Source organism: Streptomyces sp. NPDC057854 (assembly GCF_042797055.1).
Classification (GTDB): domain Bacteria; phylum Actinomycetota; class Actinomycetes; order Streptomycetales; family Streptomycetaceae; genus Streptomyces.
In genome coordinates, this window is the sequence record NZ_JBHVMF010000030.1 from 31,390 (window position 1) to 53,467 (window position 22,078).

Sequence of the window (22,078 nt, forward strand, 5' to 3'; positions counted from 1 at the left end):
CCCTCGCGCCTGTCCGGAGGGTGGCACCGGGTGCCATAGTGCGGGCATGGACAGCACGGTTCGGAGCGGTACGGAAGCGCTGTGGGCGGCTCTCGGCGGCGATCCCGCCCTGGTCGACCGGGTGGAGTACGGCGGGGTGGCGGGGCTGTTGCCGGCCCGGCTGCCGGTGATGGACCTGGCGCGGGCGACGGTCGCGGTCTGCGGGCTCGCGGCCGTGGAGCACGCGCGCGTGGCGGGACCGGTGCGGGTGGACGACGGGGCCGTGGCCACCGCCTTCGTGAGCGAGCGTCACCTGCGGGTGGACGGGCGCGCGCCGGTGAGCTTCGCGCCGCTGTCCCGGTTCTGGCGGGCCTCCGACGGCTGGGTCCGCACCCACGCCAACTACCCGCACCACAAGGCCGCGCTGCTGGCGGCGCTGGGCGTGCCCGACGCGGTGGAGGCGGTCGCGGAGGCGGTCGGCGGACGGACGGCGGCCGGGGTGGAGGAGGCGGTGTACGCCTCCGGGGGCCTCGCGGTGGCGCTGCGGACGCCCGGCGCGTGGGCCGCCCACGAGCAGGGCCGGGAGGTGGCCGCGCGGCCGGTGCTGAGCCGGTCGCGCCTGGACGACGCGCCGCCCCGGCGGCGGACCGGGCCGCTGCGGGTGCTCGACCTGACCCGGGTCATCGCGGGGCCGGTGGCGACCCGGACGCTGGCGCTGCTCGGCGCGGACGTGCTGCGGATCGACCCGCCGGGCCGCCCGGAGCTGCCGGACCAGCACGCGGACACGGACGTCGGGAAGCGGACGGCGGCCCTGGACCTGGACCGGCGCTCGGACCGGCGGACCTTCGACGAGCTGCTGGACGCGGCGGACGTGCTGGTGACCGGCTACCGGCCGGGGGCGCTGGAGCGGTACGGCCTGGAGCGGCCGGGGCTGGTGACGGCCCGGCTGTCGGCGTGGGGCGACTACGGGCCGTGGGGCGGCCGGCGGGGCTTCGACAGCCTGGTGCAGGCGGCCACCGGGATCGCGGTCGTGGAGGGGTCGGCGGAGGAGCCGGGCGCGCTGCCGGCGCAGGCGCTGGACCACGGGACGGGGTATCTGCTGGCGGCGGCGGTGCTGCGGTCGCTGACGGAGCAGGAGCGGGACGGCGGCAGCCGGCTGGTCCGGCTGGCGCTGGCGCAGACCGGGCACTGGCTGGCGCACGGGCTGCCCCGGTACGACCCCGGGCGGTACCTCACGGAGTCGGAGGGGCCGCTGGGGCGGCTGCGGCACGCGGTGTCGCCGGTGGCGTACGAGGGCGGCCCGGCGGGCTGGTCGCGCCCGCCGGGCGTCGCGGGGGCGGACGCCCCGGTGTGGGCTACGGGGTGACGAGGACCTTGAGGGCGGTGCGCTCGTCCATGGCCTTGTAGCCGCCGGGGACGCCGTCGAGGCCGACGGCGAGGTCGAAGACCGGCGACGGGTCGATGGTGCCGTCGAGGACGTCGGGGAGCAGTTCGGGGATGTAGGCGCGGACGGGGGCGACGCCGCCGCGCAGCGCGATGTTCCGGTCGAACATGACGGAGAGGTCGAGGCCGGTGCCGGAGCCGTGCGGGACGCCGACGTAGCCGATGGAGCCGCCGTCGCGGGTGATGTTCACGGCGGTCCGCATGGACTGCTCGGTGCCGACGGCCTCGATGACGCCGTGGGCGCCCTGCCCGCCGGTGAGTTCGCGGACGGCGGCCTCGGCGGCCTCGCCGCGCTCGGCGACGACGTCGGTGGCGCCGAAGGCGCGGGCGATGTCGGTACGGGCGGTGTGCCGGCCCAGCGCGATGATCCGCTCGGCGCCGAGGCGGCGGGCGGCGAGGACGCCGCAGAGGCCGACGGCGCCGTCGCCGACGACGGCGACGGTGGAGCCGGGGCGGACGCCGGCGCCGAGGGCGGCGTGGTGGCCGGTGCCCATGACGTCGGAGAGCGCGAGCAGGGCGGTCAGCAGCCGGTCGTCGGAGGCGGCGCCGGCCGGGAGCTTGACGAGGGTGCCGTCGCCGAAGGGGACGCGCACGGCCTCGCCCTGGCCGCCGTCGGAGCCCACCGAGCCCCAGAAGCCGCCGCGCGGGCAGGAGGTCTGGAGGCCCTCGGCGCAGTACTCGCAGGTGCCGTCGGACCAGACGAAGGGGGCGACGACCAGGTCGCCGGGGGTGAAGCCGCGGACCTCGGAGCCGGTCTCCTCGACGACGCCGAGGAACTCGTGGCCGATGCGCTGGCCGGGCTGCCGGGCGGACTCGCCGCGGTAGGCCCACAGGTCGCTGCCGCAGATGCAGGCGCGCAGGACCCGGACGACGACGTCCGTGGGGTCCTGGACGACCGGGTCGGGCACCTCCTCCACGCGCATGTCGTACGGGGCATGGATGGTGGTGGCGCGCATGGTTCCTCGCTGTCAGCAGTTCGTACGACATTCACCGTACATCGCTCGCCCCGAGCCGGCCCGCCCGCAGGATTCCGGCGGTCAGCAGGGACTGGGCGGCGAGGTAGGTCAGCATCACCCAGAAGTCGGGCGCGGGGAGCGCGGGCCAGCCGGCGATGCCGGTGGCGATGAGAGTGTCGGAGAGCAGGAAGAGGGCGCCGCCGGTGCCGGCGAGGACGCCGAGGGAACCGGCGCGGCAGGCCGTCGCCGCGAGCAGCAGGGAGTAGCCGGCGACCGGGATCCGCAGGTCGGCGGGGAGGTCGGGCCAGAGGGCGGTGAGGGTGCCGGCGAGAGCGGCGGCGTAGAGGGCGCCGAGCGCCGGGGAGGTGCGGCGGCGGCCGAAGAGCGCCAGGTAGCAGAGGTGGCCGAGGGCGAAGGAGCCCATGCCGGCGAGGAAGGCCGCGTCGCCGTCGAGCAGCAGCAGGACGTCGCCGCCCCAGCCGAGGAGGAGCGCGGCGAGGAGCAGCCGCGGGGCGCCGAGGGTGGCGGCGTACGCGGCGAGCAGCGGCATCAGGAGGGGCTTGGCGATCAGGTGCCCGGTGTCGGCGCCGGCGAGCAGCGAGCCGAGGTCGACGGCGGCGGCGAGGAGGAAGGCGGCCGCCAGGGCACGGGTGAGGGCGGGGCGGGCCGCGGCCGGGCGGGGGACGGCGGTCGGGGTCGTCACGCGGCGGGCTCCGGGGCGGTCGGGTGCGGCATGGCGCCGACGGTACGACGCGGACCCGGGGCGGGGACAGACCTCGTTACCGACGAGTATGCGCGGGCCGTCGCGGGGTCACGAGGTCTCGCGGGCTCACGAGGTCTCTCGCGGGCTCACGAGGTCTCTCGCGGGGTCAGACCCCCGCCACGTCGAGGAGGGAGCCGGCCGCGTAGGTGACGGCCATGGCGAGCGCGCCGCCGGCGACGGTGCGGAGGGTGGCCCGGGCGGCGGGGGCGGCGGCCAGCCGGGCGGCCCACCAGCCGGTGGCGGTGAGGGCGGCGAGGACCGAGGCGACGGTGACCCAGAGGCGGACGGAGGCGGGCGGGAGGACGATCGCGAGGAGCGGGAGGAGGGCGCCCGCGGTGAAGGCGAGGAAGCTGGCCCAGGCGGCGTGCCACGGGTTGGTGAGGTCGTCGGGGTCGATGCCGAGCTCCACGCGCGCGTGGGCGCGCAGGGCGTCGCGTGCGGTGAGCTGTTCGGCGGCCTCGCGGGCCACGTCGGGGCTGAGGCCGCGGGCGGTGAGGAGGTCGGTCAGCTCGTCGAGTTCGGCGGCGGGGCTGTCGCGCAGCTCGCGCTTCTCGGTGGCGAGGGCGGCGTCCTCGGAGTCGCGCTGGACGGAGACGGAGACGTACTCGCCGGCGGCCATGGAGAGGGAGCCGGCGAGCAGGCCGGAGAGTCCGGCGGTGAGCAGGGCGGCCTGGGACTCGGTGGCGCCTGCGACGCCGACGACCAGGCCGGCGGTGGAGACGATGCCGTCGTTGGCTCCGAGCACGGCGGCCCGGAGCCAGTTGAGCCGGGAACCGAGGCCGCCGCCGTGGGCCGGGTCGGGGGCGGGGGGTGCGGTCACCCCTGGAGGGTCGCACCCGCCGGCCCGCCGGGCGGGGAGCGACCCGCACGCGCGCGTGCCTCTCCCCCGTCCCCGGGAACGCGCGCAGATGGCTGACCGGGCGTCAGAGAGGGAGCGGGCCCCGGCCCCGTCGCCGGCCGGCGGGGGACCCCGGGACCGCCCGCGCCGACCGCCGCGCGCCCGCGCGTCAGCGCGCCGGCAGCCGCGCGGCGTCGGTCCGCGCGCGGGGTGACGGGCCGGCAGGTCGCCGTACCGGCCACCACCACAGGGGACATCAGGGACAAGCCGGACACCGGGGACGGGAGTGTCGGTCGCGGGCCGTATTCTCAGTGACCATGCTCGACGACCGCACGACAGCAGCGACATGGCCGGCCGCGTACCCCCAGGGTTACGCGGTCGTCGACGTGGAGACCACCGGTCTCGCCCGCGACGACCGGATCGTGTCCGCCGCCGTCTACCGCCTCGACGCGCAGGGACACGTGGAGGACCACTGGTACACGCTGGTGAACCCGGAGCGGGATCCGGGACCGGTGTGGATCCACGGCCTCACCAGCGACGTCCTCGAAGGGGCGCCGCTCTTCGCGCAGATCGCCGAGGAGTTCTCGGCCCGCCTCGACGGCCGCGTCCTCGTCGCGCACAACGCGATGTTCGACTGGCAGATGATCGCCCGGGAGTACGCGCGCGCCGAGCTGACCGCGCCGGTGAGGCAGCGGCTGTGCACCATCGCGCTCGCCAAGGAGCTGGCGCTGCCGCTGCCCAACCACAAGCTGTCCTCGCTGGCCGCCCACTTCGGCGTGGTGCAGCAGCGCGCGCACGACGCCCTCGACGACGCGCGCGTGCTCGCCGAGGCGTTCCGCCCGAGCCTGCACGCGGCGGCGGAGCGGGGCGTCCGGCTGCCGCTGCTGGAGTGCCGCCCGCTCACCGAGTGGGCCGCCGCGCCGGCCCGCCCGCTGATCGGCCACCAGTCCTCGTACCGCGCGGGCGGCTGGCGCCCCTCGCGGAAGCGGCCGGCCTGCCCGTACCCCAACCCCGGCCGGTACGAGAGCGACAAGCCGCTCAAGCAGGGCATGCGGGTCGCCTTCTCCGGCGACACCTCCGTCGACCGCGAACTCCTGGAGGACCGCACGGTCGAGGCCGGGCTGCATGTCGCGACCTCGGTCTCCCGGCTCACCAGCCTGCTGGTGACCAACGACCCGGACGCCGGCACCTCCAAGACGGTCAAGGCGAAGAGCTTCGGCACCCCGATCCTCGACGAGGCCGCCTACGCCCACCTGCTGCGCGACGTCGCCCCGGCAGACGGGTGACACCCCGGCCCCGGCGGGCGTGCCGCGCGGCGCGCGCGGAGCCGGGGGCCCACCCTGTGGCGCATGGCACGTTGTGAGGTCTGCGGAAACGACTACGGCATGTCCTTCGAGGTCCATGCCCAAGGGGCGGTGCACGTCTTCGACTGCTTCGCCTGCGCCATCCACCGCATGGCGCCCATCTGCGAGCACTGCCGGGTCCAGATCATCGGGCAGGGCGTCGAGGTCGAGGGGAACTGGTACTGCGGCGCCCACTGCGCCCGCGCGGAGGGGAAGGCGGGCATCGTCGACCGGGTGTGAGCCCCTTTCCCGGTCCCTGAGGAACAAGCGAAGAAACGATCCTGGGCGCCGGCGGGCGACCGCCCCGGCGGGCGGCACCCGCCGGCGAGGGCGCCCCGCCCCCGTGGCGCCCGTCACCCGACCCCCTGTGCGGGCGCTCCCGGGCCGGACTGTACGGTCGTGGGGTGTACCGCTTCCTGTTGTCCCGGCAGTGGGTGATCCTCACCCTCGTCGCCCTCGTGCTCATCCCCGTGATGGTCGAGCTGGGCTTCTGGCAGTTCCACCGGCACGAACGCCGGGTCGCCCAGAACACCCTGATCGAGGACAACCTGAAGGCCCGGCCGGTCCCGGTCGAGGAGCTCACCTCCCCCGGCCACGTCGTCCCCCGCGCCGACTACTGGCGCCAGGTCACCGCCACCGGCACCTTCGACACCGCCCACGAGGTGGTCGTCCGCCGCCGCACCTCCTCCGACGACCGGATCGGCGCGCACGTCCTCACCCCGCTGGTCCTCCGGGACGGCACCGTCGTCCTCGTCAACCGGGGCTGGGTGCCCGCCGCCGCGAACCAGCGCGACTACCCCGACGTCCCGCCCGCCCCGAAGGGCGAGGTCACCGTCACCGGCCGCCTCAAGGCGGACGAGACCACCGGCGCCAGCGGCATCAAGGACCTCAAGGGCCTGCCGGACCGTCAGGTGATGCTCATCAGCAGCGGCCAGCAGGCCGAGCTCATCGGCCGCGAGGTGCTGGGCGGGTACATCGAGCAGACCGAGCCCGAGGCGACCGGCGGCTCCCCCGAGCAGATCCCCGCGCCGGACCACGACTCGATCGGCGCCCACATGGCGTACGCCGTCCAGTGGTGGCTCTTCGCCGCCGGCGTGCCGGTCGGCTGGTTCGTCCTCGTCCGCCGCGAGAAGCGCGACCGGGAGGCGGCAGCGGCGGCCGGCGACACCACCCCCGGAGACGGCCCGGACGGTCCCGGAGCCCCGCGCGAGGACGACGGAGCGGCCCGGGCCGCGACGCCCCGCTGATTGACCGCCGCCGCGCGCGGGAACAGCCCAGAGCGTGACCCGACGCATCGACGACTACGCCCTGATCGGCGATCTCCAGACCGCCGCGCTCGTCGGCCGCGACGGCTCGATCGACTGGCTCTGCCTCCCCCGCTTCGACTCCGCCGCCTGCTTCGCCGCCCTCCTCGGCGACGAGGACAACGGCCACTGGCGGATCGCCCCCCGGGGCGCCGGCACCTGCACCTCCCGCCGGTACGCCGAGGACACCCTGGTCCTGGAGACCTTCTGGGAGACCCGCACCGGCAGCGTCAAGGTCGTCGACTTCATGCCCCAGCGGGACCGCGCCCCGGACGTCGTCCGGATCGTCGAGGGCCTCAGCGGCCGCGTCGACATGAGCGCCGTGCTCCGCCTCCGCTTCGACTACGGCTCCGTCGTGCCGTGGGTGCGGCGCTCGGAAGGCCACCGCGTCGCCGTCGCCGGACCCGACGCCGTCTGGCTGCGCAGCGAACCCGCCGTGAAGACCTGGGGCCAGCAGTACGCCACCTGCTCCTCCTTCACCGTCGCCGCCGGCGAGAAGGTCGCCTTCGTGCTCACCTGGCACCCCTCGCACGAACACCGGCCCGCGCTCGTCGACCCCTTCGAGGCCCTGGAGCACGCGCTCGCCGACTGGCGCGCCTGGACCGCCCGCTGCGCCTACCGGGGCCCGTACCGCTCCGCAGTGGTCCGCTCCCTCATCACCCTCAAGGCGCTCACCTACGCCCCCACCGGCGGGATCGTCGCCGCCCCCACCACCTCGCTGCCGGAGGAGATCGGCGGCGTGCGGAACTGGGACTACCGGTCCTGCTGGCTGCGCGACTCCTCCCTCACCCTCGGCGCGCTGCTCGCGGCCGGATACGCCGACGAGGCCGCCGCCTGGCGCGACTGGCTGCTCCGCTCGGTCGCCGGCGACCCCGCCGACCTCCAGATCATGTACGGCCCGGCCGGCGAGCGGCGGCTCCCCGAACTCACGCTGCCCTGGCTGCGCGGCTACGCCGGCTCGGCCCCGGTGCGGATCGGGAACGCGGCCGTCGAGCAGTTCCAGCTCGACGTGTACGGCGAGGTCATGGACTCCCTGCACCTGGCTCGGGAGGCCGGCATCCCGCCCGAGCGGCACGCCTGGAACCTCCAGCTGAGCCTGCTCGGCTTCCTGGAGTCGCACTGGCGCGAACCCGACGAGGGACTGTGGGAGGTGCGCGGCCCGCGCCGCCACTTCACCCACTCCAAGGTGATGGCCTGGGTCGCGGCCGACCGGGCGGTGCGGACCCTGGAGGCCGACCGGTCGCTGCCCGGGGAGCCGGACCGCTGGCGGGCGCTGCGGGACGCGATCCACGCGGACGTCTGCGCGAAGGCGTACGACCCGGTCCGGAACACCTTCACCCAGTCGTACGGCTCGGCGGGGCTCGACGCCGCCACCCTGCTGATCCCCCGGGTCGGGTTCCTGCCGCCGGACGACCCCCGGGTGGTCGGCACGGTGGACGCGGTCCGGGCCGAGCTCACCCACGAGGGCTTCCTGCGGCGCTACACCCCCGACTCCCGCACGATCGACGGACTGCCGGGGCGCGAGGGCACCTTCCTCGTCTGCTCCTTCTGGCTCGCCGACGCGCTGCGCATGACCGGGCGCCGGGAGGAGGCCCGGGAGCTGTTCGAGCGGCTGGTGCGGCTCACCAACGACGTGGGGCTGCTGGCGGAGGAGTACGACCCGGTGAGCGGCCGGCAGCTCGGCAACTTCCCGCAGGCGTTCAGCCACGTCGGCCTGGTGGGGACGGCGCTCGCGCTGCCCTGGGACGAGACGGCAGGATAGGCCCATGGATCTTGGACTGAAGGACCGCGTGTACGTCGTCACCGGCGCGACCCGGGGACTGGGCCGGGCCTCCGCGGAGGCGCTGCTCGCCGAGGGCGCCCGGGTGCTGATCACCGGCCGCCGGGAGGCGACCGTCGCCGAGGCCGTCGCCGAGCTGGGCGAGGGCGCGGCGGGCGTCGCCGCCGACAACGACGACCCGGCGACCCCGGCCCGGCTGATCGCGGAGGCCCGCGCCCGGTTCGGCGGCTTCGACGGCATCCTCATCAGCGTCGGCGGCCCGGCGCCGGGCTTCGCCGCGGACAACACCGACGAGGAGTGGGCGGCGGCCTTCGGCACCGTCTTCCTCGGCGCGGTGCGGCTCGCCCGGGCGGCGGCCGAGACGCTGGGCGAGGGCGGGGTGATCGGCTTCGTCCTGTCGCAGTCGGTGCACGAGCCGATCGCGGGCCTGACCATCTCGAACGGGCTCCGCCCCGGCCTCGCCGGCTTCGCGAAGTCCCTCGCCAACGACCTGGGGCCGCGCGGGATCCGGGTGGTCGGTCTGCTGCCGAGCCGGATCGACACCGACCGGGTGCGGCAGCTCGACGCGCTGTCGGGCGACGCGGAGGCCGCCCGCTCGGCCAACGAGCTGGCGATCCCGCTGCGCCGCTACGGCACCCCGGAGGAGTTCGGCCGCACGGCCGCCTTCGTCCTCTCCCCCGCCGCGTCCTACCTGACGGGGCTGATGCTGCCGGTGGACGGCGGCGCCCGCCGCGGCTTCTGACGGCGGTCCGGCGGGGGGCCGGGCGTCAGGTGACCCGGCGGGCCCGGTGCTTGACCGCGCGGAGCCGGGCCTCGGTGGGCAGGGCGTCCAGGCCCGCCGAGGAACGGGCGCGGGCCAGCGCCTCGCCGCTGAGGCCGGCCAGCGCCTCGCCCGGGGAGGCGTACGGCTCCAGCTGGAGCGCGATCCGGGTGCGGGGGGCGCTGCGGCGGCCGGTGAGGGCCACCTTGGCCTGGGCCACGCCGTCCTGGGCGGCGGCGTCCGCCTCCAGGGCGCCCGCCAGGGCCCGGCCGCGCACCGCGGCGGCCTCGCCGTCGCCGGTGTCGACCAGGACCTCGGCGAGCCGCGCGCGGCGGAACTGGGCGAGCAGCCACCACAGGGCGAGCAGGACGAGGACGCCGAGGACGGCGATGACGGTCGGCCACCACCAGCCCTCGTCGCGCCACCGCGTCCGGTCGGCGGCGGTCAGGAGCACGTCGTCGGGGCCCGACCAGGGCCACCAGGACGGGACGGGCAGGTCGAGGCCGGCGGCGAGGACGGCGCCGCCGGCGGCGACGAGGAGCAGCCCGGCGAGGCCGAGCAGGACGCGGTTGACCCGCCGCAGGACGGCGGTGACGGGTGCGTTCACGGGCGGGTCACCCCTTCGGGGACGGGCGGTCGACCCGGACGGTCAGCGCGGGCGGGCGGGCCAGCCCGAGCTCCGCGATGCCGGCGGTGAGGACGTTCCGGACGTCGGTGCGGACGTCGTCGAGCGGGCGGAAGTGGGAGACGGCCCGGACGGCGACCTTGGCGCGGCCGACCCGGACCTTCACGGACTGCACGCCGGAGACCTCCATGGCGCGGTCGCGCAGGGCGAGCGCGGCGGCGTCCCGGTCGAGGCCGGCCCGCACGTCGGGGTGGGTGCGGCGCATCGGCAGCACGCCCCGCAGGCCGGGGGTGACCGCCAGCACCAGCAGCCAGAGGCCCAGGAGGACGACGGCGGCGGCCACCGCGAGGGTGGCGGCGCTGTCGAGGGGCCGGGTCGCGAGCGCGTCGGCGAGTTCGCGCCGCCAGCTCATGGCGGTGCGGTCGGCGCGGACGGCGGCGACGTCGTACAGCAGCAGACCGGTGCCGGCGAGGACGGCGGCGGCGAGCAGCGCGGCGGGGACGCGCCGGACGGACCAGAAGCGCCGGACCCGCGCGGTGCCGGGGTCGTCGGCGAGGACGGGGACGCCGCCGGCGACGCTCGCGCCGCCCGGGCCGCCCGCGTCCCCGCCGTCGGTGCCGTCGCCGGGGCCGGGGCCCGGGTCGGTGCCGGGGCCGGTCCGCCGGGGGTCGAGGGGCCGTTCGGGTGTCGTCATGCGAGCCGGCCCTTCCTGGCGGCGGGAGTGGTGTGCGGGGAGTGGAGCCGCTCGACGTGCACGGAGACCTCGTGGACCTCCATCCCGACCAGCTCCTCGACCCGGCTGCGGACCCGGCCGCGTACGGCTCCGCAGCGACGGCCGATGTCGGTCGGGTAGCCGAGTTCGAGGCTGACCGAGATGCGGGCGGCGTCCCGGTGGACGACGACCGAGGCGTGCGGCCCGTGGCCGCCCTCCGGCACGCCGCCCAGGGCTTCCCGGGCGGCCTGCGCGGAGATCTTCGCGACCACCCGGTCGGCGATCGTGGTCGCGCCCCGTTCACGTACCGGAGGCCGTGCCGTCGGATCCGTGGGCACCCGGCGTCACCGCCGCCGGTCGCCACGGTCGCGGCCCCGGAGCAGGTCGCCGGGTTCGAGGTCGCCGTCGAGGAAGCGGCCGACCACGAAGCCGATCGCCCCCAAGGCCGCGACCAGCAGGAACGCCCCGAAGCCGCCGAAGTATCCGGCGAAGCCGAGACCCATGCCGGCCAGCAGGCCGACCACCGCCATGCTCATGTGCTGAACCCCTTTCCGAGGTGTGCGGGTGCCTTGCCCGTGGACGGCTACTGGAGCCGCGACTCGGGCTCCTCTTCCTCGTCGTCGGGCAGCTTCACGTCGCTGACCGCGATGTTGACCTCGACGACCTCCAGGCCGGTCATCCGTTCCACGGCCGCGATCACGTTCTCGCGGACGGCTCCGGCGACGTCGTTGATGGAGACGCCGTAGTCGACGACGATCTCCAGGTCGAGGGCGGTCTGCACCTCGCCGACCTCGACCTTCACGCCGCGGGTGACGCTCGACTTGCCGCCGCCCCCGCCGGGGACCCGGTCGCGCACGGCGCCGAAGGTGCGGGAGAGGCCGCTGCCCATGGCGTGGACGCCGACGACGTCCCGGGCGGCCATTCCGGCGATCTTCTCGACCACGCCGTCGGCGATGGTGGTGCGGCCCCGGGTGGCGGCGGCACCGCCGCCCTTGCGGGTGATCTGGGTGCTCTCGGCGCTGCGTTCGCTGTCCGTCATCTAGATTCAGCCCCTTTCGGGTTATTTCGGGCTTCTTGGCCCACACTAAGGGCGGTTCCCCGACACCGCTCCGGGGATACGGCAGGCTGGGGCAATGACGATGGGTGACGGATGGGCCGAGGTGGTGCGCGACCGCTTGGCGCCGGGCAGGCTGCTGCCGCTCGGCACGGCGGCGGACGGCGTGTGGCTCGCGGAGCGCGCGGCCCGGCAGGTGCTGGAGCGGGCGGTGCTCGCGGTACGGGGCGCGGTGCCGGGTCCGCTGCGGATCGGCGCGGCGGAGGAGGCTCCTGAGGCGGTGCCGGGGCCGTTCCCGGTGCCGCCGGGCGGGGTGCCGGCGGGACCGCTGCGGATCACGGCGGAGCTGGCGGTGGTGGCGTCCGGGCGGCCGCTGCCGGAGACGGCGGGGGAGGTGCGGGAGGCGCTGCTCGCGGCGGCGCGGGGGCTCGACCTGGCGGTGACGGAGGTCGACCTGCGGGTGGCGGAGCTGCTGGAGGAGGCGCCCGCGCCCGGAGAACCGGCTCCCCCGCCGCCGGACCGGACTCCGCCCGCGTCCGAGGACCCGGCGGGCCGGGCGGTGCTGGCGGTGCCGGGCGTGGTGGCGCTGGCGGACGCACTGGGCGCGCCGGTGCACCGGACGGCGGACGCGGTCCGGGTGGAGTGCGCGGTGGCGGTGGGGCGCCCGCCGGCGGAGGTGGCCCGGGCGGCGCGCGCGGCGGCGGCCACGGCGGCCCCGGAGGGTGCCGCGGTCACGGTGGTGGTGACGGAGCTGCGCTGACGCGCCGGGGTCCGGGCCGGCGCGCGGGCCGGCCCGGGCGGGCGTCAGTCGCCGAGGCCGGCCAGGTCGCGCAGGCGGCGGGCCTGGGCGGCGCGCTCGGCGACGCGCTGCTCCTCGTACGAGCGGCCGGCGGCACCCTGGAGCAGCGCCTTGGTCTCGACGACCGCGTCGCGCGGCGCGGCGAGCAGGGCGGCGCTCAGGTCCCGTACCGTCGCGTCGAGTTCGGCGGCGGGCACGGCGATGTTGGCCAGGCCGATGCGCTCGGCCTCGTCGGCGTGGACGAAGCGGCCGGTGGCGCAGATCTCCAGCGCGCGGGCGTAGCCGACGAGCGACACGAGCGGGTGCGTCCCGGTGAGGTCGGGGACGAGGCCCAGGCTGGTCTCGCGCATCGCGAACTGCACGTCCTCGGCGACGACCCGCAGGTCGCAGGCGAGGGCGAGCTGGAAGCCCGCACCGATGGCGTGGCCCTGGACGGCCGCGATGGACACGAGGTCGCTGCGGCGCCACCAGGTGAACGCCTCCTGGTACTCGGCGATGACCGCGTCGAGGTCCGCGTCGGACCCGCGCGCCATGTCGAGGAAGGACGGCTCCCCGTCGAAGCCCTCGGGCGTGAACGCCTGCCGGTCGAGTCCGGCGGAGAAGGACTTGCCCTCACCCCGCAGGACGACGATCCGCACGCTGCCCGGAAGAGACCGGCCGGCTTCCGTCAACGCCCGCCACAGAGCGGGAGACTGGGCGTTGCGCTTCGCCGGGTTGGTCAGGGTCACCGTGGCAACGGCGTCCTCGACGGTGAGCCGTACACCGTCCTTGTCGAAGACGAGCTGGGAGTCGTCGGGCGTGGTCATGGGGCGCCTCCGGTTCCGGTGCAGCACTGCATCCGATGCTAAGTGACTGCACAGTAACCACCGGGTCGGTCGCAGGACCGACCGGGTGCCCACCGGGAGGGTCCCGGTGGACCGGTCGAGCCGCCCCCGGCGTCAGGCCGAGGCTGCCTTCTTGCCCCGGGTCGCTCCGCCGCGACCACGCAGCGTCACTCCGGATTCGCTGAGCATCCGGTGGACGAATCCGTAGGAGCGGCCCGTTTCCTCGGCCAGCGCCCGGATGCTCGCACCGGAGTCGTACTTCTTCTTCAGGTCTGCCGCGAGCTTGTCGCGCGCGGCGCCGGTCACCCGGCTGCCCTTCTTCAGAGTCTCGGCCACCCGTGCCTCCTCATGGGAAGTGCGCTCTGGACTTCTCATGATCACCCCTCCCCGTCCTCCTGGCCACCCATTCGACAAGGTCCGTCCTGCCGGGTTTGCGGACGAGTACGGCGTCCTCACGATCGGAAGCTGTCATTCCGCGCGGCTGGAACCCGACGGTCGGATGAATGGATCAAGGGACCGGCAGGTCAGCACCATCGTCCGAACATGCGTACGGCACGAGCCCTGCCGGAAGGATTCGGCAGAGGCCCGCGCCGTGGGTACGAGACCTTCTCACTCAGATGACGGATCCGGCGATGAGCCGAATGATCCAGTGCGGGCTCAGGCCAGGGCGACCAGGTCCGCGTAGTCCGGGCCCCACAGGTCCTCGACGCCGTCCGGGAGCAGGATGATCCGCTCGGGGTCGAGCGCCTCGACGGCGCCCTCGTCGTGGGTGACCAGGACGACCGCGCCCTTGTAGGTGCGCAGCGCGCCGAGGATCTCCTCGCGGCTCGCGGGGTCGAGGTTGTTGGTCGGCTCGTCGAGCAGCAGCACGTTGGCCGAGGAGACGACCAGGGTCGCCAGCGCGAGCCGGGTCTTCTCGCCGCCGGAGAGCACCCCGGCCGGCTTGTCGACGTCGTCGCCGGAGAAGAGGAAGGAGCCGAGCACCTTGCGGACCTCGACCAGGTCGAGGTCGGGCGCGGCGGAGCGCATGTTCTCCAGGACCGTGCGGTCGGGGTCCAGGGTCTCGTGCTCCTGCGCGTAGTAGCCGAGCTTGAGGCCGTGGCCGGGGGTGACCTGGCCGGTGTCGGGCTGCTCGACCCCGCCGAGGAGGCGCAGCAGGGTGGTCTTGCCGGCGCCGTTGAGGCCGAGGATGACGACGCGGGAGCCCTTGTCGATGGCCAGGTCGACGTCGGTGAAGATCTCCAGGGAGCCGTACGACTTCGACAGGCCCTCCGCGGTGAGCGGGGTCTTGCCGCAGGGCGCGGGCTCCGGGAAGCGCAGCTTGGCGACCTTGTCCGAGACGCGGACCGCCTCCAGGCCGGAGAGCAGGCGCTCGGCGCGCTTGGCCATGTTCTGCGCGGCGACCGTCTTGGTGGCCTTGGCGCGCATCTTGTCGGCCTGCGAGTTGAGCGCGGCGGCCTTCTTCTCGGCGTTCTGGCGCTCGCGCTTGCGGCGCTTCTCGTCGGCCTCGCGCTGCTGCTGGTACAGCTTCCAGCCCATGTTGTAGACGTCGATGACGGAGCGGTTGGCGTCCAGGTAGAAGACCTTGTTGACGACGGTCTCGACCAGGTCGACGTCGTGGGAGATCACGATGAAGCCGCCGCGGTAGGTCTTGAGGTAGTCGCGGAGCCAGGTGATCGAGTCGGCGTCGAGGTGGTTCGTGGGCTCGTCGAGGAGCAGGGTGTCGGCGTCCGAGAAGAGGATCCGGGCCAGCTCGATCCGGCGGCGCTGACCGCCGGAGAGGGTGTGCAGCGGCTGGCCGAGGACGCGGTCGGGCAGGCCGAGGGCGGCGGCGATGGTGGCCGCCTCGGCCTCGGCGGCGTACCCGCCCTTGGTGAGGAACTCGGTCTCCTGGCGCTCGTACTGCTTGAGGGCCTTCTCGCGGGTGGCGCCGGAGCCGTTCGCGATCCGCTCCTCGTTCTGCCGCATCTTGCGGATCAGGACGTCGAGGCCGCGGGCGGACAGGACGCGGTCGCGGGCGAGGACGTCGAGGTCGCCGGTGCGCGGGTCCTGCGGGAGGTAGCCGACCTCGCCGGAGCGGGTGATGGTGCCGGCGGCGGGCTGGCCCTCGCCGGCCAGGCACTTGGTGAGGGTGGTCTTGCCGGCGCCGTTGCGGCCGACGAGGCCGATGCGGTCGCCCTTGGCGACGCGGAACGAGGCGTTCTCGATGAGGATGCGGGCGCCGGCGCGCAGCTCGATGCCGGAAGCGGTGATCACGGACAGACTCCAGTGGGGGAATGCGGTGGACGACGGCGGGTGACGGGCTGCGGCCCCGCTAGTGCACCCAGGGGAGGATCAGCCAGTGAAGAATGCCCATGCGGCCATTCTATCGGGCGCATGCAACTGGTTTTCGGCCACGCGGGCGACGGGACCGTGTTCGGGACCTTCCCCTCATCGCTCACCAGGGGGAACAAAAGGGGCGGTGCGCGCGAGAGCGGCCGATACTCGGCGGAGGGCGGCGGTCGCGCCGCCGCGGTGACGCGGAGGTGGACCGTGCAGTTCGACGACGACGCCCGTCTGGACACCTCCGAGGTGAAGGACGTCCGCGGCAGCCGCATCCCCGGCGGGAAGGCGACCGTCGGCGGCGGCCTCGTCGGCCTCATCGCCCTGGTCCTCGGCGTCCTCTTCGGGGTCGGCCCCGACCAGCTGGGCCTCTCCGGCGGCGGCGAGGACGAGCCCGCCGCCTCCGCCTCCTCCGCGGCCGAGGTGAACCGGTCCTGCCGGACCGGCGCGGACGCCAACACCCGCGAGGACTGCCGGACCGTCGCCGTCGTCAACAGCCTCCAGGACTACTGGCGCGGGGAGTACGCCCGCCGCGGCGGCGCCTACACCGACGCCTCCACCGTGCTGTTCAGCCAGCGGGTCGGCACGGCCTGCGGCGCGGCGACCTCCGCCGTCGGACCCTTCTACTGCCCCGGCGACCGGAAGGTCTACCTGGACCTCGGCTTCTTCGAGGAGCTGCGGACCCGGTTCGGCTCCAGCGGCGGCCCCTTCGCCCAGGCGTACGTGGTGGCCCACGAGTACGGGCACCACGTGCAGAACCTGATGGGGACGCTCGGCCGGGCCCAGGACGGGCGGACCGGCGCGGACTCCAACGCGGTCCGGGTCGAGCTCCAGGCGGACTGCTACGCGGGCGTCTGGGCCCGGCACGCGACGAGCACCCCCGACGAGTCCACCGGCCGGCCACTGATCACGCGCCTCGACGAGACGGACATCCGGGACGGCCTGGACGCGGCGGCGGCCGTGGGCGACGACCGGATCCAGGAGCGCTTCCAGGGGCGGGTCACCCCGGAGAGCTGGACGCACGGCTCGGCGGCGCAGCGCCAGGAATGGTTCGCCACCGGCTACCGGACCGGCGACATGGCACGGTGCAACACCTTCCGCTGACCGGCCGGCGGGCCGCCGGTGCCCGCGCGGGCGGACGCCGCCTGACAGACTGTGTTCCAGGTCACATGCGACCTGGAGCCCGACCGACCGAGAGGGAGTGAGCGGGATGTCCGAGGCACCCGACATCTGTCCGGCCCTGAAGTACCGGGACGCGAAGGCGGCGATCCGGCTGCTCACGGAGGCGTTCGGCTTCACCGCGACGGCCGTGTACGAGGGCGAGGACGGCCTGGTCGCGCACGCCGAGCTCAGCTACGGCAACGGCACGGTGATGCTCGGCAGCACCGGCACCGACAGCGTCTTCGACAAGGCGATGGGCGCGGGCGGGCCGGTGGGGGTCTACGTCCGCGTGCGGGACGTGGACGAGCACCACGCCCGGGCCGTCGAGCACGGCGTGGAGATCGTGATGCCGCCCACCGACCAGGAGTACGGCTCCCGGGACTACATGGCGAAGGACGCCGAGGGCAACGTGTGGAGCTTCGGCACGTACGCCCCCGGCAGCGGCTGACCCGCCGCCCCCTCGCCGCTCCGTCAGGCGCCGCCGGTGTGCACCTGGAACGCGGCCCGGCGGACCGCCTTCGCCAGGGCCGGGTCCGGGTGGGCGGCGGCCAGCGCCACCAGCACCTGCACGGTCCGCGGATGGCCGACGGCCCTGATCTCGTCGAGCAGCGCCGGCACCGTGCCCTGCACGGCCGAGTCCAGGTGCCGCACCAGCAGCTCGCTCTCGCCGTGGTCCGCGACGGCCGCCGCGGTGTCCACCCACAGCCAGGTCGCCTCCTCGCGGGTCAGGACCTCCGGGGCGTCGTCGGGGTCGGTGCCCTCGTACTCGGCGAGCCACAGCAGCGCGTACGGGCGCAGCGACGGCTCCGCGAGCGCGGCCCGGACCTCCGCCTCCGCGGGGGCGCCGACGACCCGCAGCGCCTCGAACGCGAGCCCGCGCAGCAGGGCGTCCTCGCCGCGCGCGGCGGCCAGCAGCTCGGCGACCGCGCTGGACAGGGTGCGGGCCGCGAGCCAGGCGCGGTACTCGTCGCGGGCCGGGCCCGGGGTGAGCCGGGCGCAGCCGCGGAGCATATCGGCGGCGGACTGCTCGATGTTGCCGGCGGGGCTCTGGGCGGCGACGCAGATCTGCTCCAGCTTGACCCAGACCGCCCAGTTGCCGAGCGGCGTCAGGGTCGCGTGACGTCCCTCCGGCCCGTCCGGCCCGGCCGGCGTGTCCAGGGTGAGCGCGCCGACCTCCGCGAGGCCCTCCAGGGCCCAGTCGAGGAGGGCGGGCAGCCCCTCGGCGGGGGCGGTCGGCCGCTCCTGCGCGGGAACGGCGGCGGGTGCGGCACCGGGGACGCCGTCGCCCGGGACCTCGCAGCGCTCCTCGCGGAGTTCGTCCACGCGCTGGCCCAGCAGGTCGAGCAGGACCGGTACGAGGACGGGCCCGTGGGAGAGCTGGAGCAGCGACAGGACCTGCGGCACCGCCTCCACGACCTCGGCGACCGCGCCCGGCGCCACGCCCTCCGGCGCCGGATGCACCAGTGACCAGGCGTCGAGCAGCGCGACCCAGCCGCGGAGCACCGCGGAGTCGTCCCGGTCCCAGGCCTGGAGCCGCCAGCCGGGGCGGACCGTGGCGCCGTGCAGCTCGACGAGACCGGCGAGCCGGGCCCGGTCCCAGCCGGCCCGGACCCGATCCGGCGTCAGGCCGAGGTCGGCGGCGGCCCGTTCGACGGCGGCGGTGCCGTCGAGGGGGCCGGCGGCCGAAGCGGAAGCGGCGTCGGCGACGGCACGGGGACCCGTCTGCGGGCCGCGCGGCGCGGCGGCCCAGCGGGCGATCCGTACGGCGTCGGCGAGGACCAGCCGCGCCTGCCGGGCCAGTTCCGCCCGGGGCGGGGTGCCCTCCGGCGGCCTCGGGGCAGGCCGGGTGCGCCGCGTCGTCGCGGCCCGTCGGGCGGTGGCCAGCGACCGCGGACGGACGAGTCGGAGTCTGGAGTTGCGCGCCAATGGTTCATCGGGCTTTCGAGACGTCACGGGGTGCAGTCTTCCCGCTGACGCCCCGAAAGCCCAATCGGAATCCCCCGGGCCCCGCACCGGGCCGGTCGTCCGCGGCCCGGGCCGCCGCCGCGCCGCGGGCCGCCGCGCCGCCCCGCGCGGAACGCCTGCCCGCGCGCAGGGGGTTACAGGAGGGGGGTGAGGTAGCGGCGGAGGGCTTCCTCGTAGCGGAGGGGGTCGGCGTTCCACATCGCCGCGTGGGGCGCCTGCCGCACCGGGAGGAGGGTCACCAGGTCCGGCCGGCGCGCGGCCAGGTCGACCGACGGCTCCCAGGGGGCGATCGTGTCGTCGGGGCCGTGCGCCAGCAGCACCGGGACGCGCAGGCCCGTCGTGTGGTCGGGGTGCGGCCCGGTGCGGCCGAGCGCGGCGCGGACCGCGAGCGGGACCAGCGGGGCCGGCACGCCGCGCGCCGCGGCGAGGTTGCGGACGGTCGCCTCCCAGTCGAGGACCGGCGAGTCGAGGACGAGGCCGGCGATCCGGTCCCGTACCCCCGACTCGGCGGCGGCGCGCAGCGCCATGGTGGCGCCGGTGCCCCAGCCGTGGACGACGATCTTCGCCGCGCCGCGCCGGACGGCGTACCGCAGGACCGCGTCGACGTCCCGCCACTCGGTGTCGCCGAGCTGCGCGAGGCCGTCGGCCGGCCGGGGGGCGCCCGCGTCGCCGCGGTAGGCGGGGACGAGGACGGGGACGCGGCGGCGCGCGTAGAAGGGGACGAGGTTCAGCGCGTGCTCGCGGCCGGCGCCGATGCCGTGCAGGGCGACGACCCAGGTGGCGCGGGGGCCGGTGACCAGCCAGGCGGGGAGGGGGCCGAGCTCGCCGGGGATCTCGACGTCCTCGTGGGGCAGGCCGAGCGCGGTCTCCGGGGTGCCGGTGTGCAGCTGCGGGGTGAGCCGGACGCGGCTGCCGGGGGCGAGCGCCCCGGTCTCGACGCGTTCCAGGCGGCGGACGACGGTGTCGGCGGTGTGCGGGACGCGGTCGAGGACCGGTCCGGCGACCGCGTGCAGGCCGGGCCCCGCCATCCCGTACGTGCCGGGGCGGAGCGAGGCGAGGCTGCGGGTCAGGGTGACCCGCTCGGGTCCCGTGGCGTGCACGGTGAGCTTGGGGTCGCCGGGAAGGGGCCGCCCGGAGGCGGCCTTGAGGGCGACGTCGCTGGCGTACCGGCCGGCCGCCACCGCGGCCGCGCCGACACCGATCAGGGTGGTGACGGCCGCTGCCGTCGCTGTAGCCGGGCGCACGCCCCCAGTCTCGGCACGGGGGCGGCGGGCTGCCACCGGGGCGGGGCCGGGCGGGTGCGGGGCGGGTGCCGGGGGACGGCGCGCGGGGGGTTCGGAAGCGCCCCCCGGGGGAGTGACATGGGTCTCCTCGGCGCGTGCCCCGTGCGGGTGACGCCGTCCAGAGGGTGGAACGCCCCGATCGCGACGAAGGCGGCGTGGGCCCGATGCGTCCCGTGGCGTCCGGGATTCACCGGGGTCGCGGGGTGACCGGATGGTGGACACGGCGGCGTCCGGGAGGCGAAGCGGAACCTCACGACCCCGGTTCGGGACACCGTGATGCCCTGCCCAGTTCACCTTCCGTTCACTCAGGTTGCCTACGTTCGTCCAGCCACTGACGTCAAACGATTGCCTGGGTAAATGGAACACATCACGCTGCTGCTCGCCATTGTGGTCGTGACAGCTCTCGTGTTCGATTTCACGAACGGTTTCCACGACACCGCGAACGCGATGGCCACCACCATCTCGACCGGTGCTCTCAAGCCCAAGACGGCGGTGGCCATGTCCGCCGTGCTGAACCTGGTCGGCGCGTTCCTGTCCGTCGAGGTCGCCAACACGATCTCCAAGGGACTGGTGAACGAGGAGGGCATCCAGCCCGAAGTGATCCTCGCCGCGCTCGTCGGCGCGATCCTCTGGAACCTGCTGACCTGGCTGGTCGGACTGCCCTCCAGCTCCTCGCACGCCCTCATGGGCGGCCTCATCGGCGCGACCGTCGCCTCGATCGGCTTCAGCGGCGTGAACGGCGACGTCGTCGTCACCAAGGTCCTCCTCCCGGCGATCGCCGCCCCGATCGTCGCCGGCGTGGCCTCGATGCTCGCCGCCCGGCTGACGTACCGGATCGACCGGAACGCGGACGCCAAGACCACGGAGAAGGGCTACCGCGCCGGCCAGATCGCCTCCGCCGGTCTCGTCTCCCTCGCCCACGGCACCAACGACGCCCAGAAGACCATGGGCATCATCACCCTCGCCCTGGTCGCCGGCGGCGCGCTCGTCCCCGGCTCCAACCCGCCCCTGTGGGTCATCGTCTCCGCCGGTCTGGCGATCGCGCTCGGCACCTACCTCGGCGGCTGGCGCATCATCCGCACCATGGGCAAGGGCCTCACCGACCTCCAGCCGCAGCAGGGCTTCGCCGCCCAGACCAGCGCCGCGACGGTCATCCTGGCCTCCTCGCACCTCGGCTACTCCCTCTCCACCACGCACGTCTGCTCCGGCGGCGTGATGGGCGCGGGCCTCGGCCGCAAGGGCGGCGTCGTCCGCTGGTCGACCGCCACCCGCATGTTCGCCGCCTGGGGCCTCACCCTGCCGGCCGCCGGCCTCGTCGCCGCCGGCGCCGAGTTCGTCGCCCGCCAGGGCGACTGGGGCGTCTTCCTCGTCGCCGGCTTCCTGGTCGCCTCCTGCCTCGGCATCTGGCTCTACTCCCGCCGCCAGGTCGTCGACCACACCAACGTCAACGACGACGACACGCCGGGCCAGTCCGCGGGCGTCGTGACCACGGCCATCGCCGCCGTCACCCCGCCGCCGGCCGGCTCCGTCGCCGCCGTCGCGGACGAGGGCCTCAAGACCACCATCCCCGCGCCGGGTCCGAACGACCCCGCCGCTCCCCCGGCCCCCGCCGCCGCGGTCTGAGCCCCCTCCCGCGCACCCCCTAAGGAAACCGGAACCAGCCATGAAGATCGACTGGGCAGCTCTCGGCTCCGTCTTCGGAGTCAGCCTCGTGGCGACCGTCGCCCTCGTGGGCCTCTTCACCCTCGGGATCGTCGGCCTCGGCAAGCAGGAGAAGGCCGCCGCCGCGGGCGGCTCCGCCGTCCTGGCCCGCACCGGCGCGTACGCCTGCTTCGCGCTGTGCGCGGCGGCCGTCGCGTACGGCATCTACCTCATCGTCGCCTGACCCGCGACACCCCCGGGGCCGGGCCCGCACCTCGCACGAGGGCGGGCCCGGCCCTCGTGTCTGTGGCGCTCCGCACAGTGACCCGTCGCAGGTCAAGGTGAGTTGACGGCCGTTCGCGGGGCGTGGTGGACTGCCGGAGCCAGTACGGCGGCAATGGAGAGGAAGCCCGGTGCGATTCCGGCGCGGTCCCGCCACTGTGACCGGCCCCGGTGAACAGCCCGGGCCGGAAGCCAGGAACTCTCGCCGCCCGTCACGTCGACCCAGGGCGCGGACCCTGAGTGA

Annotated in this window: 24 protein-coding genes and 1 riboswitch; of the genes, 11 read left to right on the forward strand and 13 right to left on the reverse strand. The window is 75.4% G+C overall.

Going from position 1 to position 22,078, the window contains the following annotated elements:
- The first annotated feature begins 46 nt into the window (after positions 1–46).
- Entirely contained in the window at positions 47–1,345 is a 1,299-nt protein-coding gene (locus ACFVQZ_RS32130; RefSeq protein ID WP_383628295.1) for a CoA transferase, read from the forward strand.
- On the opposite strand, the gene ACFVQZ_RS32135 is transcribed toward ACFVQZ_RS32130, so the two are convergent.
- The 3 genes from ACFVQZ_RS32135 to ACFVQZ_RS32145 all read right to left on the reverse strand — a co-directional run bounded on the left by ACFVQZ_RS32135 (position 1,335) and on the right by ACFVQZ_RS32145 (position 3,961).
- Positions 1,335–2,378 (reverse strand): zinc-dependent alcohol dehydrogenase family protein, encoded by a 1,044-nt coding sequence (locus ACFVQZ_RS32135; protein WP_383628297.1) that lies wholly within the window; start codon positions 2,376–2,378, stop codon positions 1,335–1,337. The genes ACFVQZ_RS32130 and ACFVQZ_RS32135 overlap by 11 nt on opposite strands.
- 31 nt (positions 2,379–2,409) lie before the next feature.
- Positions 2,410–3,081, reverse strand: coding sequence for a lysoplasmalogenase (locus ACFVQZ_RS32140; RefSeq protein ID WP_383628299.1), 672 nt, complete (start codon positions 3,079–3,081; stop codon positions 2,410–2,412).
- Between the two features lie 166 nt (positions 3,082–3,247).
- The gene (locus tag ACFVQZ_RS32145) at positions 3,248–3,961 is read right to left on the reverse strand and encodes a VIT family protein (protein WP_030492769.1); all 714 of its coding nucleotides are present in this window, start codon (positions 3,959–3,961) and stop codon (positions 3,248–3,250) included.
- 329 nt (positions 3,962–4,290) lie between these two features.
- Between ACFVQZ_RS32145 and ACFVQZ_RS32150 the strand changes: the two genes are divergently transcribed.
- The 5 genes from ACFVQZ_RS32150 to ACFVQZ_RS32170 all read left to right on the forward strand — a co-directional run bounded on the left by ACFVQZ_RS32150 (position 4,291) and on the right by ACFVQZ_RS32170 (position 9,148).
- The gene (locus ACFVQZ_RS32150) at positions 4,291–5,265 is read left to right on the forward strand and encodes a DEDDh family exonuclease (protein ID WP_030492770.1); all 975 of its coding nucleotides are present in this window, start codon (positions 4,291–4,293) and stop codon (positions 5,263–5,265) included.
- A 63-nt stretch (positions 5,266–5,328) separates the two neighbouring features.
- The gene (locus ACFVQZ_RS32155) at positions 5,329–5,562 is read left to right on the forward strand and encodes a hypothetical protein (RefSeq protein ID WP_051787423.1); all 234 of its coding nucleotides are present in this window, start codon (positions 5,329–5,331) and stop codon (positions 5,560–5,562) included.
- 164 nt (positions 5,563–5,726) lie between these two features.
- Positions 5,727–6,569 (forward strand): SURF1 family protein, encoded by an 843-nt coding sequence (locus ACFVQZ_RS32160; protein WP_030492772.1) that lies wholly within the window; start codon positions 5,727–5,729, stop codon positions 6,567–6,569.
- A gap of 34 nt (positions 6,570–6,603) precedes the next feature.
- Positions 6,604–8,388: a glycoside hydrolase family 15 protein gene (locus tag ACFVQZ_RS32165; RefSeq protein ID WP_383628302.1), complete on the forward strand. Its 1,785-nt coding sequence runs from the start codon at positions 6,604–6,606 to the stop codon at positions 8,386–8,388.
- A 4-nt stretch (positions 8,389–8,392) separates the two neighbouring features.
- On the forward strand, positions 8,393–9,148 hold the full coding sequence (locus ACFVQZ_RS32170) for an SDR family oxidoreductase (RefSeq protein WP_030492774.1): 756 nt from the start codon (positions 8,393–8,395) through the stop codon (positions 9,146–9,148).
- A 25-nt stretch (positions 9,149–9,173) separates the two neighbouring features.
- Here the strand turns inward: ACFVQZ_RS32170 and amaP are convergent, their stop codons facing one another.
- From amaP to ACFVQZ_RS32195, 5 genes are read right to left on the reverse strand one after another with little or no spacing between them, the layout of a single operon-like run.
- A complete protein-coding gene (gene amaP, locus ACFVQZ_RS32175; protein WP_030492775.1) occupies positions 9,174–9,773 on the reverse strand; it encodes an alkaline shock response membrane anchor protein AmaP in 600 nt (199 codons plus the stop codon).
- A 7-nt stretch (positions 9,774–9,780) separates the two neighbouring features.
- Positions 9,781–10,485 carry a DUF6286 domain-containing protein gene (locus tag ACFVQZ_RS32180; RefSeq protein WP_030492776.1) on the reverse strand — a complete coding sequence of 235 codons (705 nt, stop codon included), beginning with the start codon at positions 10,483–10,485 and terminating at the stop codon, positions 9,781–9,783.
- Positions 10,482–10,841 carry an Asp23/Gls24 family envelope stress response protein gene (locus ACFVQZ_RS32185; RefSeq protein WP_030492777.1) on the reverse strand — a complete coding sequence of 120 codons (360 nt, stop codon included), beginning with the start codon at positions 10,839–10,841 and terminating at the stop codon, positions 10,482–10,484. The genes ACFVQZ_RS32180 and ACFVQZ_RS32185 overlap by 4 nt, the downstream gene beginning before the upstream one ends.
- A gap of 6 nt (positions 10,842–10,847) precedes the next feature.
- A complete protein-coding gene (locus ACFVQZ_RS32190; protein ID WP_030492778.1) occupies positions 10,848–11,039 on the reverse strand; it encodes a hypothetical protein in 192 nt (63 codons plus the stop codon).
- Positions 11,040–11,086: 47 nt separating this feature from the next.
- Complete coding sequence (locus ACFVQZ_RS32195) at positions 11,087–11,542, reverse strand: Asp23/Gls24 family envelope stress response protein (RefSeq protein ID WP_030492779.1); 456 nt, start codon at positions 11,540–11,542, stop codon at positions 11,087–11,089.
- A gap of 94 nt (positions 11,543–11,636) precedes the next feature.
- Here ACFVQZ_RS32195 and ACFVQZ_RS32200 point away from each other — a divergent pair, with 94 nt between their 5' ends.
- The gene (locus ACFVQZ_RS32200) at positions 11,637–12,317 is read left to right on the forward strand and encodes a hypothetical protein (RefSeq protein ID WP_030492780.1); all 681 of its coding nucleotides are present in this window, start codon (positions 11,637–11,639) and stop codon (positions 12,315–12,317) included.
- Between the two features lie 44 nt (positions 12,318–12,361).
- Here the strand turns inward: ACFVQZ_RS32200 and ACFVQZ_RS32205 are convergent, their stop codons facing one another.
- The 3 genes from ACFVQZ_RS32205 to abc-f form a co-directional block, all read right to left on the reverse strand.
- Positions 12,362–13,162 carry an enoyl-CoA hydratase/isomerase family protein gene (locus tag ACFVQZ_RS32205; protein WP_030492781.1) on the reverse strand — a complete coding sequence of 267 codons (801 nt, stop codon included), beginning with the start codon at positions 13,160–13,162 and terminating at the stop codon, positions 12,362–12,364.
- Between the two features lie 132 nt (positions 13,163–13,294).
- Positions 13,295–13,516: a helix-turn-helix domain-containing protein gene (locus ACFVQZ_RS32210; protein ID WP_006123601.1), complete on the reverse strand. Its 222-nt coding sequence runs from the start codon at positions 13,514–13,516 to the stop codon at positions 13,295–13,297.
- A gap of 321 nt (positions 13,517–13,837) precedes the next feature.
- Positions 13,838–15,436, reverse strand: coding sequence for a ribosomal protection-like ABC-F family protein (gene abc-f, locus ACFVQZ_RS32215; RefSeq protein WP_030492782.1), 1,599 nt, complete (start codon positions 15,434–15,436; stop codon positions 13,838–13,840).
- A 276-nt stretch (positions 15,437–15,712) separates the two neighbouring features.
- On the opposite strand from abc-f, the gene ACFVQZ_RS32220 reads away from it, so the two are divergent.
- Both ACFVQZ_RS32220 and ACFVQZ_RS32225 read left to right on the forward strand, forming a co-directional pair.
- On the forward strand, positions 15,713–16,606 hold the full coding sequence (locus ACFVQZ_RS32220) for a neutral zinc metallopeptidase (protein ID WP_383628307.1): 894 nt from the start codon (positions 15,713–15,715) through the stop codon (positions 16,604–16,606).
- A 106-nt stretch (positions 16,607–16,712) separates the two neighbouring features.
- Positions 16,713–17,111 carry a VOC family protein gene (locus ACFVQZ_RS32225; protein WP_030492784.1) on the forward strand — a complete coding sequence of 133 codons (399 nt, stop codon included), beginning with the start codon at positions 16,713–16,715 and terminating at the stop codon, positions 17,109–17,111.
- Between the two features lie 23 nt (positions 17,112–17,134).
- Here ACFVQZ_RS32225 and ACFVQZ_RS32230 read toward each other — a convergent pair whose 3' ends face one another.
- Together ACFVQZ_RS32230 and ACFVQZ_RS32235 are read right to left on the reverse strand one after the other, a co-directional pair.
- Positions 17,135–18,616: a hypothetical protein gene (locus tag ACFVQZ_RS32230; RefSeq protein WP_081958886.1), complete on the reverse strand. Its 1,482-nt coding sequence runs from the start codon at positions 18,614–18,616 to the stop codon at positions 17,135–17,137.
- Between the two features lie 146 nt (positions 18,617–18,762).
- A complete protein-coding gene (locus ACFVQZ_RS32235) occupies positions 18,763–19,872 on the reverse strand; it encodes an alpha/beta fold hydrolase (RefSeq protein WP_030492786.1) in 1,110 nt (369 codons plus the stop codon).
- Positions 19,873–20,268: 396 nt separating this feature from the next.
- Between ACFVQZ_RS32235 and ACFVQZ_RS32240 the strand changes: the two genes are divergently transcribed.
- Together ACFVQZ_RS32240 and ACFVQZ_RS32245 are read left to right on the forward strand one after the other, a co-directional pair.
- Positions 20,269–21,534, forward strand: coding sequence for an anion permease (locus tag ACFVQZ_RS32240; RefSeq protein WP_383628310.1), 1,266 nt, complete (start codon positions 20,269–20,271; stop codon positions 21,532–21,534).
- 40 nt (positions 21,535–21,574) lie between these two features.
- Entirely contained in the window at positions 21,575–21,796 is a 222-nt protein-coding gene (locus ACFVQZ_RS32245; protein WP_030492788.1) for a hypothetical protein, read from the forward strand.
- 157 nt (positions 21,797–21,953) lie between these two features.
- A riboswitch (cobalamin riboswitch) is annotated at positions 21,954–22,036 on the forward strand.
- The last annotated feature ends 42 nt before the right edge of the window (positions 22,037–22,078 follow it).